The sequence below is a fragment of the Paraburkholderia kirstenboschensis genome (assembly GCF_032806925.1).
Taxonomy (GTDB): Bacteria; Pseudomonadota; Gammaproteobacteria; order Burkholderiales; family Burkholderiaceae; genus Paraburkholderia; species Paraburkholderia kirstenboschensis.
In genome coordinates this window covers 3,077,845-3,091,354 of the sequence record NZ_CP136513.1, presented here as the reverse complement: position 1 = coordinate 3,091,354, position 13,510 = coordinate 3,077,845, and the positions used below count along the sequence as shown (strand labels likewise).

At 61.4% G+C, this 13,510-nt stretch carries 10 protein-coding genes and 1 pseudogene; 4 read left to right on the top strand and 7 right to left on the bottom strand.

What is annotated here, in order from left to right:
• Nucleotides 1-2: 2 nt before the first annotated feature.
• From RW095_RS36490 to RW095_RS36475, 4 genes are read right to left on the bottom strand one after another with little or no spacing between them, the layout of a single operon-like run.
• Nucleotides 3-689 carry a hypothetical protein gene (locus RW095_RS36490; RefSeq protein WP_317020582.1) on the bottom strand — a complete coding sequence of 229 codons (687 nt, stop codon included), beginning with the start codon at nt 687-689 and terminating at the stop codon, nt 3-5.
• A 13-nt stretch (nt 690-702) separates the two neighbouring features.
• Nucleotides 703-2,730, bottom strand: a complete 2,028-nt coding sequence (locus RW095_RS36485; protein WP_317020581.1) for a hypothetical protein — start codon at nt 2,728-2,730, stop codon at nt 703-705.
• Nucleotide 2,731: 1 nt separating this feature from the next.
• On the bottom strand, nt 2,732-4,369 hold the full coding sequence (locus tag RW095_RS36480) for a hypothetical protein (protein ID WP_317020580.1): 1,638 nt from the start codon (nt 4,367-4,369) through the stop codon (nt 2,732-2,734).
• 7 nt (nt 4,370-4,376) lie between these two features.
• Nucleotides 4,377-4,865, bottom strand: a complete 489-nt coding sequence (locus tag RW095_RS36475; protein ID WP_317020579.1) for a hypothetical protein — start codon at nt 4,863-4,865, stop codon at nt 4,377-4,379.
• 960 nt (nt 4,866-5,825) lie between these two features.
• Here RW095_RS36475 and RW095_RS36470 point away from each other — a divergent pair.
• The 3 genes and pseudogenes from RW095_RS36470 to RW095_RS36460 form a co-directional block, all read left to right on the top strand.
• The gene (locus RW095_RS36470; RefSeq protein WP_317020578.1) at nt 5,826-6,857 is read left to right on the top strand and encodes a hypothetical protein; all 1,032 of its coding nucleotides are present in this window, start codon (nt 5,826-5,828) and stop codon (nt 6,855-6,857) included.
• Nucleotides 6,854-7,108: a hypothetical protein gene (locus RW095_RS36465; protein ID WP_317020577.1), complete on the top strand. Its 255-nt coding sequence runs from the start codon at nt 6,854-6,856 to the stop codon at nt 7,106-7,108. The genes RW095_RS36470 and RW095_RS36465 overlap by 4 nt, the downstream gene beginning before the upstream one ends.
• Nucleotides 7,109-7,305: 197 nt before the next feature.
• Nucleotides 7,306-8,187, top strand: a pseudogene (locus RW095_RS36460) (YifB family Mg chelatase-like AAA ATPase); the annotation flags it as partial.
• Nucleotides 8,188-8,518: 331 nt separating this feature from the next.
• On the opposite strand, the gene RW095_RS36455 reads toward RW095_RS36460, so the two are convergent.
• Nucleotides 8,519-9,058 carry a hypothetical protein gene (locus RW095_RS36455; RefSeq protein WP_394365171.1) on the bottom strand — a complete coding sequence of 180 codons (540 nt, stop codon included), beginning with the start codon at nt 9,056-9,058 and terminating at the stop codon, nt 8,519-8,521.
• A 380-nt stretch (nt 9,059-9,438) separates the two neighbouring features.
• Here RW095_RS36455 and RW095_RS36450 point away from each other — a divergent pair, with 380 nt between their 5' ends.
• A complete protein-coding gene (locus RW095_RS36450) occupies nt 9,439-9,972 on the top strand; it encodes a TlpA disulfide reductase family protein (protein ID WP_128584587.1) in 534 nt (177 codons plus the stop codon).
• 124 nt (nt 9,973-10,096) lie between these two features.
• Here the strand turns inward: RW095_RS36450 and RW095_RS36445 are convergent, their stop codons facing one another.
• Both RW095_RS36445 and RW095_RS36440 read right to left on the bottom strand, forming a co-directional pair.
• Nucleotides 10,097-11,449 carry a sigma-54-dependent transcriptional regulator gene (locus tag RW095_RS36445; protein ID WP_317020575.1) on the bottom strand — a complete coding sequence of 451 codons (1,353 nt, stop codon included), beginning with the start codon at nt 11,447-11,449 and terminating at the stop codon, nt 10,097-10,099.
• 16 nt (nt 11,450-11,465) lie between these two features.
• Nucleotides 11,466-13,475 (bottom strand): sensor histidine kinase, encoded by a 2,010-nt coding sequence (locus RW095_RS36440; RefSeq protein WP_317020574.1) that lies wholly within the window; start codon nt 13,473-13,475, stop codon nt 11,466-11,468.
• Between the last annotated feature and the right edge of the window lie 35 nt (nt 13,476-13,510).

Here is a 13,510-nt window from a genome sequence, read left to right as displayed (position 1 = left end):
AATTAGATATTGTCGACCGGCTTCGCCGCGTCGGAAGCGGACGTCGGCAATGCAGCGATCTTGCCTGCGCTAGCGAGCTTGACCAGGCCTTCGCCGATCTTCGCGGTGTTGGACGCCTGCGCGCTCACCGATGCCGCCACGTCCTTCAACGCGCCCAGACGCGGCAGCAAAACGGGATTCGACGCGACACCGGCGACCAGCGCGCGGCTGCCGTCGGCGAGCTGCTTGTCTTTCAGCACGCCGAGCATGAACGTGAATGCCGCGTTGCCGAACGACGCAAGTTGCGCCTTGCTCATGCCGTTCAGCTTATCCTGCACGTCTTTGCTCGACAGCGCCTTTTGCACGGCGGTCGCCTGATCGTCCTTAATCTTGTTGACCGCGGCGGCTTTCTCGGCCGGATCGGCGATGCTGTTGGCGGCGGCTTCCTTGGCTTCCAGCGCGGCAATCTCTTCCTTGTTCGCGACGGCCTTGAAGATATGCGCTGTCGCCGTGCCGATCATCAGATCAGCGTCTTGCGCGGTCTTGATGAACGCGTCGATGTCGCCAGCCGACACTGCGCTGCCCGACGATCCGCCCACGCCCGGAATCGCGGCCGTCAGGTTGCCGATACCGAATGCCAGCGCTTGCGGCGAGTTCATCGCCATCGTGCCGATCACCAGTACGCCTAGCAATGTTGAATACTTTTTCATGTTGGTCTAGTCCTTAGTTTGTTTTTGACAACATCTGCTTCATCACACCATCGAGACTTGTCCGCGTATCCGCGTCCGAGTCGATACCTTGCAAGGCGGCCGCATTCGCGGCATCCGTGGTTGCGGGATAGCTGTTGGTCGTAAAGCCGTGTTCGAGAATGGCCTGGCTTGATACGACGCCGCCTGCTTTTTGCCGATAGGCGAGCCGCACGTTGTACACAGCCGCACACGTGCCGCCGTCGCACTTCGGCTCTTTCGGATCGATCCGGTATAGCGCTTCGAGACAACGGTCATAGGTTGCCGGGCGCAGTTCCAGGTTTTTTGCAAAGCCCGATTGACCGCCTACCTTGCCCTTCACCAGATCGGCCAGACCCGGATTGACCATGACGAGCGGCGCACTTGCCGCGTCAGCGTAAGCGAGCGCGTTGAAGCGCTCCAGCGCCACCGATCCCACCTGGCTTTTCTCCGCCGGACAGAACGCGATCCGTTGCGCGCCCGCACCGGCCTTCGCTACGCTGTCGATCAGCACCACGTCGCCACTCGACGGCTTCGACGGCTTGCCCGCGACCGGCAATACCAACGACGCCGTCACCTTGCTGCCGTCGCGGCTCACCACGCTCGCGTCCCACACGGGCACGAGTGCGTCCTCGGCGATGCCGCCTGGACGTCCCGCGTTGTGATACACGCGGATCGAATCCCCGGGTTGAAGATTCATCCCGCTATCGTCGATCTGGAAGGTATCGGACGACGCATCGGTCACCTTGAGCGTGACGGGCTTGAAGAGGACCTCCTTGCCGAAGCGCAAGGCCAGATCGTTCAGCGCGTTCTTCAGCACCACTTCCTTGCGCGACTCCACGCTAAAGCCCGAACCGTTCGTGACGGTATCGTCGATGCGCGTGTCGACATCCGCCGAATACAGCACGCGCCCGTCGCGCGACAGCAGCTCAGCAAACGCCCAAGCCTGCACGGACTGCTGCGTCTTGTAGCTGAGGTTGGTCGGTAGTTCGTAGTGGCGGGCAGCAGGCAGCACCATCCGGATGAAGTAGTCGGGCAACGCACGGTTGCCGCTCACGTTGTGCCCGATGCCAGTATGGCTGTCGATCGACGCCTGGACCTGACTGAAGTTGGCGTTCAACGGCAAGGTTGCGAACGGCGCGTTGCTGCCGAGCTTGTCGGTGAAAAGCTGCGTGCTCACCGCATCGGACAGCACCGAATTGCCGTCGCTGACGAGTGCCAGCACACGCGGCTTCTTGACGTCGGACAGAGCCATCGTGCCTGCGCGGCTGAACACCGCGCCGTCTTTCGGCGTACCCAGTACGGGCACCGCGACTGCATAGTTCTGCCCTGCGTATTCGACGCGAATTTCGGCGTCGCCGTCGTCCATCACATCGCCCTTGCCGATGCCCGACCGGTAACCCTTGTCGAGAATGACGAAGCCCTTCCAGGTATCGGCGACCTTGGTGTCGACGACATACGGATTGAACTGGCCTGCGGCGGCCGTGAGCGTGCTGTCGAGCAAAGCCGAAAAGCCCGCGCGATACGCGTCGCTGATCTTGGCCGCGATGTCGGCGACGGGCTGCGAATCAGAAACCGTCAGCACGTCATAGCGAGTCTGGCTGAACGACTGCAAGACTTCGCCCGTCATCGGGTTGCTGAAGTAGACGCTCAGCGTGATCGGCAGATAGATGTCGGCGGTGCCGTCGGTCTTGTCGATCTGATACTTCGACACGCGCGTCACCTGCACCGACAGCGCGAGCGTGCGCAGGCGGTTCTTGCTGTCGATGGTGGCGCTCAGTGCCGGAAAATGCGCCTCAGCCTGTTGCTGCAACAGCCCGACGGTCTGGCCGATATCGAGCGACGCGCGAAACGCGGGATCGATCTTGCTGCTGCCGCTAGCCGAACCGGCCGCGGCCGAAGCATCGTCGAAGAAGATGCCGGGCACGACATACAAGCCGACTGCCGGTGCAGGCGCGGCAGGCACTGCCGTCGTGGCGAAGGCCGCTGCCAATGCTGCGGCGAGTGTGATTGCCTTGAGGCTCATGTCAGTGAACCGCCTTTTTGCAACCGTTCATACACAGCGTAATGACGGTTCCGTCCACCGACGAATCGAGGCTCGCGAACTGCGGATTGCTGCCGAGCGCCATCGCGACGGCTTGGTCGAGGGGATCGCTGCCGCGGTAGGTCGCGACGATTTCGACCTGCCCTGCTCCCGCCTGACGCTGGGTGGCTTTCTCCAGACCCGGCACCGACTTGAGCGCCTGGCTGAATGCCGTGCGGGTCATGAGCGGCAGGTTGTCGCCTGTCAGACGGATCGTGTATTCGGCGCCGTACATCGTGCGCTTCTTGACGAATTCCTGAATCCGCTTGCCGACCTGGTCGCCGAGACTGCCGGCCAGCTTGACGGCCAGCCGCGCGCGACAGTCGTCCGACGACGCGCCGACGGCCGCTTCCGATTGCGTCGCCGACGCGATGTCTTCGCCCGTTTTGGTCGAGAACGTTTTGGTGCTCGCGACGCCCGTGCACGACTCCTGACCCGAGTTCTTGTCGACGCCGAGATCATAGATAACCGACGAACCGATCATCATGTAATCGGCCGTCGCATCCTTACGCGCATAGTCGACGTACTTGGCCAGCTCGGCGCTGTTCTCCAACTGGTCCAGCGTGATTGCGCGATCGCCAAAATACCTGCTCTTGAACAGCGAGTTGTCGAGCACCTTGATGTCGAGATCGCCCAACTGCCCTTTCAACTCGTTGTACGTGTAGTTCTTCTTGTCGGGGCCGGTGTTTTGCGGCTGATATTTGACGAGCTTCCTGTAGTACGTGTTGTCATGGTCCTCGGCATTCACGTTGTGCGCGTAGGCCGACTGCGACGACGACGCAGCCGCCACCTTGCTGCTGGCAGCTGCCGCGACCTGACGGCTCGCGGCGCCGGCCGCTTGATGACTGCTTTCGCCGGACGCATCGAGACGACCCGAATCGCGCCCTGCCACCGCAGCCGAGTTGCCGTAACCGTCTTGCGCCGCGCCGGCTATCTGCGTATCGCGTGCTGCGCTGATGCGGCCAGCGGACTTGTCATTCACCGCGAAGGCCGCCTGCTCTTTCGACGCATACGCTGCGTTGCTGCTCGCCGCATAGGCGGAACTCTTCGACGAGGCAGCCGCTTCCTTCTCGTTGTAGTGCGATCCCGCTTCGTGACGGAACTCCGTCAACTCTTCGAGCGGCGCATGGAGGTTCGTCGGTGTCGTGAAGAACTCGTCCATCATCACGAGAATCGGCTGACTGCGCGTTGTCGTCGTATTCATGGCGAGGCCGAGATCGCTGATTTCGGAGCGTAGCGACTTGTCGTCCATCCGCAGCGTGACGCTGACCTGGTACTGGCCTTCGGCCGAACTCGGCGTCACGCTGTAAAAATTTTCTTCACCGATCTGCACGACCAGATCGTCGAGCTTAGCTTGTACATCGGGATTACGGCTCGTCCCGGCGCCGACCACCTTGTCTAACGCTGCGAGCACCGCATTGCGTTTCGCCTGCCGCAGCGCGGAGTTGCGCACCGAATTCACATCACCTGCAATCGCGGCCGAGCCGACGCCGCGCGCCTCGATGTCCATTGCGTGCGCAAGCGGGGTCAACACGATGGCTGCAGCGGCCGTTGCAAGCAAGGTCCTGTTCAACAATTTCATAGTGGTTTTATCGGGAATTGGGAAGCGTGACGGAAATGTCGCCGGCCGTGACGACCGTACCGGTGGAAGTTTCGGTGATCGAGGTATCGCCCGCCTGAGCGATGGGTCGGGCAAGACCGAAGCGGACCAGCAGCGCCTGGTATTCAGGCGACGAGCGCACGGCGTCGAGATAGCCGTCCGCATCGAGTCGCGCCGTATCGCGCGTGCCGTTGTTCATTGCACTTTCGAGCGCGGCCAGCGCGGCGAGCCGGTCGCCTGAGGCCGCTTTGGCGTCCGCTGCCGCGAGCCAGGCATCAGCGCTCTTCGGATTGGCGGCGGTTAGCTGGTCCGACAAGGTCGACGCCACGCTGAAGTTTTTCTGCTCGAGCGCTGACCTGACTTGTCCGATGCTCACGTCCGTTGCGACTGATGCATGGTTCGACGTGTCGTGACACGCCGTTATAAAGAGCAAACAGGTAAGTGCGAGCGGCGCAGCCCAATAGGCGCGAAGCTTCATGAGTGGGTTCCCCGATGACAGTGTTAATTTGTATTTATCTGGCCGCAAGCGCGGCATAAATCGATCGATGACGCTTAGCGTTGAACACTTCGAGCGTCATAGAGATATCTGCGCTGCGCAGATGGTTTGACTGGAACAGTTCCGAATTGAACGTGCATCTCTCATTTTTATGGAAATCTTTTTTGTCAGTATTGTTTCTTACCCATTGCCGCCCCCGACAATGCGCACATGGTTCGATGAATACGTCAGCTTTAAGACACCGCGTGCACAATCTGCTACATGCCGTGTGCGTGACGCTGTCGTAAAGCGGGTATCCAAGGAAAATCGCAAAGCTCTGCATGCCCCATAGGGATAACGGCCGCGCTGACGCAAACTTTAGGTTTCGACTGTTAGCTTTGCACATCGAGAAAATATCGACACGTCATTCCAGTGGCTCGGGAGTTTGGGCTCTAAGAAGACGATAAGGCCGAATAGTATCGGTCAGGCTCATCCGTTGGACGTCCAAAGCGGACGTTGTTCTTGCCTTGATCAAAGGGCGGCTCTGGGTCGAGACCCGCCTGGCAGCAGTTGCGCCCGATACATTCTTGAGTGCAGCCATCTATTCGTAACGCGCATAAACGATCGAGACATCACCGGACGCCGCTCGAACACGCTGTTGGACCGATACAGCGCGCGAAAACTCGGGTTTTGGCGGGCTGCATGTGCTTAACTTGTGGCCAATTAGACCCACCCATCTAGACTTTGCCGCGATCCCGATTTTATTTACCAAGAAGTTCGCGCAAGTTCAGCAATCGTGAGAGGGCCAATCGGGTTTAATTGGTCCTGTGGATATATTGTGTCCACCGGCCCAATCCCGGTGAACTAGATGAACCGATTCGACCGGGTACGGCCAACCGGTCATTCGACATCCTTCCGCGAATTGCTGACAATACTGTTTCCTTCAGGGCTAGGTAACGTGATATGAGATTCTCCATTGAAATTCGCGATACCGAAGTGGCGGACGTCTTACAAGCCCTGACGCAGATCACAGGGATCGAGGCTTGGAAGCGTCGCTTCGAATGGCTCCAGCGGGAACTCAGCGAAAATCCCCTGATGGAAGATTGGCTGCGGGAAAGGTGCGCAATTGAATGGGCAATGCGCGAGATTCTGTCGGACTCGTCGCTGAAGCCCAATCAACCGTTCAAACTGCAGACCCAGTCACAGTACGAACTAGGGGCATTTGCCGCAGGTACTGTACGTTGCCACGAGCGCCTCAGCGAGAGCGGTCGGCGAAGATTGCGTGGTGTGCTGCTGGATGGCCTGAAAGAGGACAAGGGGCTGCTTTCAATTCAGCACGAAATTACAACCGCAGTCCACCTCATTCACCGAGCCTTCGACGTCGAATTTCAGGACATGGAACATGGTGGAGGCGTGGACTTTGTCGCTAGGAAGGACGATGTTGAGATTGAGGTCGAGTGCAAGATGTTCTCAGCCGACCTCGGTCGAAAGATCCACCGGCGCCGAAGCGCAACGCTCTACAAGCAGTTGGCGGAGGTATTGGTCGAAACATACAATTCCGCTACAAAGGGACTGATCGTGGCGGTCACGATACCGGATCGCCTGACCCCGGCGCCCGCACAGCATCGTGAAATTGAAACGGCGGTTAGAAAGGGGCTGCTTCAGGGTGAAGCATTGACGCAGACCGAGCACTGCACGGTTCGGATCTGGGACTTTCCGATCAACGATAGCCCGTTCAGTAGATCTCCGGGGGAAATTTCCCGGGATGAGGTTGATCAGTTTGTGCGGACGCGCACGGGTCGATCGAATGTCAACCTGATGATCCTGTTTTCGCCGGGCCGGCGCGCCGTGATTCTATCCCTCGCAAGCGAGAAGCAAGATGAAGTGCTCGACGGGATGAGGCGTCAATTGCGCGACGCGCGAAGGGCCAGTTCACCGGGACGCGTCCCGCTATGCTTGCGGTCCAACTTCACGCGCTCACAGCAGATCAATTGATCAGTCTGGGACAATTGGATAGCTCCTCCCGTTCCGCTGCCACTGGTTTGCAAATCATGACATCCGACTTCCTGCAAAGGCCGTCGAGCGCGCACATCCATACGGTCGTCTATCGTTCGCACGGCGTGATCGACAACGGCGGCGGGGGCGGCACGACACGCGCCGCTGGGACTTCATACCTGATCAAAAACCGCAACCACCCTTCGTACGCAGATCCCCGTTTCGGGATCTTCAGTGTTGAGGCATCTTGACGAGTGGCGATGTACGACTTCGTTGAACGCCCGATATCTCGAATTACAAATGTCACCTACGGGTCACGAGCTGTCTCATGGCAGTTGCGCCCGATAGCCGCCGTCGATTCGAAACGCCTTCGTGACTGTTCGAAACGTCGCCGGACACTGTTCGAGCAGGCAGTCAGGCCGCAACCTCAAAACCAACGCGGGGTTTTGGCGGGCCGAATATGCTGCTCATCGGGCCGCCGGGCGCCGGCAAATTCATGCTCGCCGCCCGCCTGCCGGGTCTGCTGCCACCCATGACCGACGACGAAGCGCTCAGTTCAGCAGCCTTACTGTCCGCAAGCCGCACTGGTTTCTCGCCCGCGCAATGGCGCCGACGGCCGTTTCGCGCACCGCATCATTCGTCAAGCGCGGCAGCGCTGGTCGGCGGGCGCAATCCTCCGCAACCGGGTGAGATCACGCTGGCCCACCTTGGCGTGCTTTTTCTCGTTATGTTGCCCGAGTTCGACCGCGACGTGCTCGAAACACTGCGTGAACCGCTGGAAGCCGGCCGCATCACCATCTCTCGCGCTGCGTTGCAGGCCGACTTCCCCGCGGCTTGCCAATTGATCGCGGCGATGAATCCGTGTCCTTGCGGCTGGCGCGGCGATCCGAACGGACGTTGCCGCTGCACGCCCGAGATCGCGGCGCGCTACCTGCGCAAGCTGTCCGGCCCGCTGCTCGACCGGATCGACATTCAACTCGAAGTGCCGGCGCTTACGTCGGCGGAGCTATCCGCGCGGTCGAACGCCGTTGGCGAAACCAGCGCGGCTATCGCATGCCGGGTGAATGTCGCACGCGATCGCCAATTGGCGCGGCAAGGCAAAACGAACCGCGAGTTGAGCGGAAGAGAGGTGGACGACGTCTGCCGGCCCGACGCAGCCGGCGAAGCGCTATTGCGCGAGGCCGGCGAGCGCTTCGGATGGTCCGCCCGCGCTTACTACCGTGTGTTGAAGGTGGCGCGCACCATCGCAGACCTCGCGGGGACGAGCATGCCGAGCGCTGCGCATGTTGGCGAGGCGGTTCATTATCGACGCGCTTTTGGCTCTGGGTGAGGAGAAAATATGCTGTCAAGACTTGACTTATGCACATGCGCGCGTTCCAGATAAATTTAGAAACATCTGAAAGGTACCTAGAAGCCTGCGTCGCAAGATCCTTGATTTAAAACATCTTTTTATTCAACCCCGTGCGCCCACGGACTGGTGAAATGCCCACGGGACGGGCGTCTGCGCGAATAAAGTGAGAGTTCTCAACAGAGTTATCCACAGGACGCGCCGTCAAGTGGAAAACTTCAACGTAAACCGAGAATTAGCGTGAGAAGCTGCGAAGGAACTTTCACTGCAACAATGAATCGCTCGCGCCGCGAATCGGCCAAAACTACTGTTTTCAATATAGTTGGAACGACGAAAAAAATTGGTCCACCTGCTCCTGCGGCAATGGCTGCGAAGCGATGATCGCGGCTTGATATGCATGCCGCCCTCGCGCGACCAGCCGAGCATAGACGGTGCGCTTTTCGTGGCCCGAACCGGCCTGTCCGCTCAGCTTCATTTCCAGCCCCAGCACCTTGCCGCCCGCCGCGAGTGGAATCTGCACAGCGCGCGCCTGCGGCTCCGCGCCGACGTTGCGCGCCAGGCCGGTACGCAAAAAGTCGAGCGCCTTGCGTTGCGTCGCCTCGCTTTCGTCGGGCAGCGTGATCGTGCCGACCGCGAACACGGCGTCGCCAGCTTCGGCCGTTTGCATGGCCATTTGCATCGGCGCCCCGTCTATCTGCACGGCGCGCTGATCGTTGCCCGGCTTGGCGGGCAGATCGATCGTGTAGCCGCTGTCGTTATTCATGATGGTCCGCCAGTCGAAAGTCGGCGAGCATCCGCTCAGAGCCGCGCCTATGGCGAGCGCACCAGCTCCCACGCGGACGGCCGAATGCATGCGCGAAACCGCGGGCGGCTCCTGATCCGCTGAATTGCGATTCCGGGCGAGGCCAGAAACGAGACGCGAGAGAATTTGAGTGAACAGGAGGAAAACGCGAAAAACTGTCTGGAGCATGGGAACGAGGCGCCCGGAAAACGGCGCAGATGACGTGAGCACAAAGCGACATTATCCGCTGGCAGTTGAGGAAGCGTCCGCGGAAAGCGCACGCTGACTGCAGGGAACCGTCCGCGCCCGGCCCGAGGCGTCCGGCCGGGGCGACGCTGCTCGCTGCCGCCTCGCCCGAATAGGACTACAATACCCACGCTACGCCGCAGCGGGCGCAAAGCGCCAGCCCACGCGCTATTCCGCGCCTTTTCGCGACTTCCGAGGTTCCGTTCATGAGCACCATCACGTCGACCACCGCCGTCAAGCGCACGAATCCGCTTCGCTACCTGATCATTGCCGTCGTGGCGATTGCGATCGGCGTGGCTGGCTATTTCGCGTTTGCCGGCCAACAGCGCGTGCCCGACGCGACTTTCACGCTGCTCTCCGGCCAGAAAGTTTCGACTGCCGATCTGAAAGGCAAGGTCTACCTCGTCAACTTCTGGGCGACGAGCTGCGATACCTGCATGAAGGAAATGCCGCAGATGGTCCAGACCTATAACCGCTTCAAGGGCAAAGGACTGGAATTCGTCGCGGTGGCCATGAGCTACGACGCCCCCATGTACGTGACCAACTACACCCAGACGCGCCAGTTGCCGTTCAAGGTCGCCATGGACGACGGCTCGGCCGCGAAGCAGTTCGGCAACGTCCAGCTCACGCCGACCACCTTTCTGGTCGACAAGGACGGAAAGATTCTGAAGCGCTATGTCGGCGAGCCGCAGTTCGCGGAACTCGACCAGCTGCTGGAAAAGGCGCTGAATGCTGCTTGAGTCAGCGAGCGGCAAAGCGGCTGACTGAGTCTCGCGCCGAAAGTAACGCCAGGCGCTCAGATCAACCGATCCCAAGCCAAAGCCCAATGAAAAACGCCGGCATGAATTGCCGGCGTTTCTTTTTTCACCTGTCCCCGTCCCCTTTGGCCGCAAGGCCATAGCGTTTGATCTTCTCGTAAAGCGTCGCTTTGCCAAGCTGCAGCCGATCCGCCGCGATTGCCACCGCGCCGCCGCTCTGCTCCAACGCCTCAGCGATCACCGCCCGTTCGAATTGCTCCACGCGCTCCTTCAGCGGCTGTGGCTGCGCGCCTTCGTCGCCGAAAGACATGACAGGGTCGTCGGCGACGCCGAGCACGAAGCGGTCCGCCGCATTGCGCAATTCCCTCACATTGCCCGGCCAGTCGCGCTGCATCAAGCTCGCGCGCTGACGGTCGGTGAGGATCGGCGCGGGGCGCTGATAACGCACGGCCGCGTCCAGCAGAAAGTGTTCGAAGAGCGGCACGATGTCCTCGCGACGCTCGCCGAGCGGCGGCAGCCCGATCGTCACCACATTCAACCGGTACAGCAGATCGCGACGGAACGAACCGTCGGCGACATGTTCCGCCATATCGCCTTTTGCCGCGGCGACCACGCGGCAATTCACGCGAATCGGCAGATTCGAGCCGAGGCGTTCGAGCACGCCGTCCTGCAACACGCGCAGGAGCTTGACCTGCAACGCAAGCGGCATGCTTTCTATTTCGTCGAGAAACAACGTGCCGCCCGACGCGTGTTCGAGCTTGCCGATCCGGCGTTTCGCAGCACCCGTGAAGGCGCCGGGTTCGTAGCCGAACATCTCCGACTCGAACATCGGCTCGGGCAGCGCGCCGCAGTTGACCGCGATGAACGGCTTGTCACGTCGCGGCGAAAGCTCGTGCAGACTGCGTGCGATCAATTCCTTGCCCGCGCCGGTGTCACCGTTGATGAGCACCGATGCATCGGTCGGCGCGACGTTTGCAATCAGCCGCCGGACCTGCTCGATTGCCGGACTACGGCCGATGATCCGCGGCGCGACCGTGCTCTGTCCGGCGAGCTCACGGCGCAACGCGAGGTTTTCCAGCACGAGCTTGCGCCGCTCCAACGCGCGCCGCACGGTTTCGATCAGACGCTCCGAAGCAAACGGCTTTTCGATGAAGTCATAGGCGCCGTCGCGCATGGCCTGCACGGCCATCGAAATATCGCCGTGGCCGGTGACGAGAATCACCGGCACGTCGGGCGCGCGCTCATGGCACTGCGCGAGCAGATCGAGACCGCTCGCGCCGGGCAGCCGGATATCGCTGACGATCACGCCTGAAAAGTCCGCGCTGATCGACTTCGCCGCGGATTCCACCGACGCATGACCGACCACGTTGAAGCCCGCCAGTTGCAAACTCTGCACGCTGGCGCGCCGCACGAGTTCGTCGTCTTCGATATACAGCACTTGCAAGCCGTCGTTCAGCATGTTGTTCTCATCGGATTCAGGAACCGGTGGTGAGCGGGTCCGCGGTGTGACTCATCTGCACGCGTGCGCGGCGCAGCGTCAGCACAAATAATGCACCGCCCTCCGGCGCGTTCGACACATTTCGCGCCACCAGTGTGCCGCCGCAATCGCGCGCGATCGACGACGAAATCGCCAGCCCGAGGCCGAGTCCCTGACCCATTTCCTTCGTGGTGAAGAACGGCTCGAACAGGTGCGGCAAGACATCTTCGGCAATGCCGGGGCCATTGTCGCTGACCGCGAACGACAGGCTGTCCGCAGCAACTTCAATCTGCACTGAGATGCGCGGCGGACTCATACCGGCGGTCGCGTCGAGCGCATTGCCGAGCAGGTTGATCAGCACCTGCTCGAGCCGCAGATCGTCGCAGTGCGCGACCTGTTCGGCGTGATCGTCGGCGAGATCGAGCGGCGCGCGCGTGCCGTTTTCCGCATCGAATAACGAGAGGTCGAGTTCGACGCCCTTCAAACGTTGTTGCAACAGCGCTAGGGCATTGCGCAACGCCCGCACGACCGACGCGCGGGCGCTGCGCGGCCGCGCGCGTCCGACGAACAGCTTCAGCTGATTGGTGATCTTGCCCATGCGTTCGGTGAGCGCCGCGATCGCTTCGAGGTTCTCCCGCGCCGATGCCTGGTCGCCGCGCTCCAGCAGCACGCGCGTATTGTCCGAAAATCCGCGCAGTGCCGCGAGCGGCTGATTCAGTTCATGCGTGATGCCGGCCGCCATCTGACCGAGCGCCGCGAGCTTGCTCGCCTGAATGAGTTCGTCGTGCGCGGCGCGCAATTCCTGTTCGGCGCGCGTGCGTTCCGCCACTTCCTTCTGCAATTGCTCGTTCGCTTGCGACAGGTCCGCGGTGCGCTCCGCAACGCGCTGGTTCAACTCGGCGTAGGCCTTTTGCAGCAGCGCGCGGCTACGCATCACCTCGCGCACGCGGGCCCGGCGCATTCTCCAGTAGAACGCGAGCAATACGAGCGACACATAGCCGAAGCCCGTGACGATGGTCGCGTTGCGCGCGTCGGCGTCGACCGGGCTCACGGGCGCCATCGTGATCAGATGCCAGTCCGGTTCGCCCATGCCGCGCCGCGACGCGAGATAGCGCGGCGCGTAGCGTCCGCCGCCGACGCGCACGATCTGCGCGTCGCCTTCGAGCCTGCGCTCGATCGTCACGGGCAGCGGCGCAATAGGCTGCTGCGCGTACTGACGAGCCTGGTAGATCGAATCGGCGACCTGGCCCGACAGCGGCCGTATCGTGTGATATTTCCACGCGGGCACGGACGACAGAAAGATCACGCCGTGATCGTCGGTGACGAGGAGCGGCTCGAATGCGTCCGCGCCCTGAAACCATTCGAGATCGAGTTTGACGACCGCCACGCCGACGATCTTTCCCTCACGCCGCACCGGCTGTGAAATGTAATAGCCCGGCGCCTGCGAGATCGTGCCGATGCCGAAGAAGCGGCCCACGCCGCCTTTGATTGCATCGACGAAATATGGCCGGAACAGATAGCCCGCGCCGATGAAACTGCCCGGTCCTTGCCAGTTGCTCGCGGCGACACAATAGCCGTCGAGCGGAATGATGTAGGTCACCGTCGCGCGCGCGTGGCGGTTCAGGTCTTCGAGATAGAGATTCGCACGCTGGACGTTGGCGGGCGACGGATCGACCAGCACGTCCTGCACGATTGGATGCTCGGCGAGCAGATACGGCAGCGATTCATAGCGCTCGAGCGTGCTCTTGAGCGAACTGGCGGTGCGATCGACACGCCCGGCGGCATTGCGCCGCAAGCTGTCGATTCCGCTTTGCCACGCGACGCTATAAGTGAGTCCGCACGCCGCAACGAGCCCGGCGACGAGCGCGAAGAGGATCAGCAGACGGCGCGTCACGTTGGCAATATCCGGTCGGGTGTGATCGGATATTGTGGCATAAGGCGAAGCGCCGTCGGCGCGAGCTTCCCCGGCCGGCGGCACTTCAGTTGGGCGCGCGGTCACCGGTTGCATGTGCTGGTGTCCGCGGCCGCAAACGTCACGCGTTT

Coding starts and splice junctions, on each gene's coding strand:
- RW095_RS36490 (WP_317020582.1), bottom strand. CDS start 689: ATGAAAAAGTATTCAACATTGCTAGGCGTACTGGTGATCGGCACGATG.
- RW095_RS36485 (WP_317020581.1), bottom strand. CDS start 2,730: ATGAGCCTCAAGGCAATCACACTCGCCGCAGCATTGGCAGCGGCCTTC.
- RW095_RS36480 (WP_317020580.1), bottom strand. CDS start 4,369: ATGAAATTGTTGAACAGGACCTTGCTTGCAACGGCCGCTGCAGCCATC.
- RW095_RS36475 (WP_317020579.1), bottom strand. CDS start 4,865: ATGAAGCTTCGCGCCTATTGGGCTGCGCCGCTCGCACTTACCTGTTTG.
- RW095_RS36470 (WP_317020578.1), top strand. CDS start 5,826: ATGAGATTCTCCATTGAAATTCGCGATACCGAAGTGGCGGACGTCTTA.
- RW095_RS36455 (WP_394365171.1), bottom strand. CDS start 9,058: ATGCATTCGGCCGTCCGCGTGGGAGCTGGTGCGCTCGCCATAGGCGCG.
- RW095_RS36450 (WP_128584587.1), top strand. CDS start 9,439: ATGAGCACCATCACGTCGACCACCGCCGTCAAGCGCACGAATCCGCTT.
- RW095_RS36445 (WP_317020575.1), bottom strand. CDS start 11,449: ATGCTGAACGACGGCTTGCAAGTGCTGTATATCGAAGACGACGAACTC.
- RW095_RS36440 (WP_317020574.1), bottom strand. CDS start 13,475: ATGCAACCGGTGACCGCGCGCCCAACTGAAGTGCCGCCGGCCGGGGAA.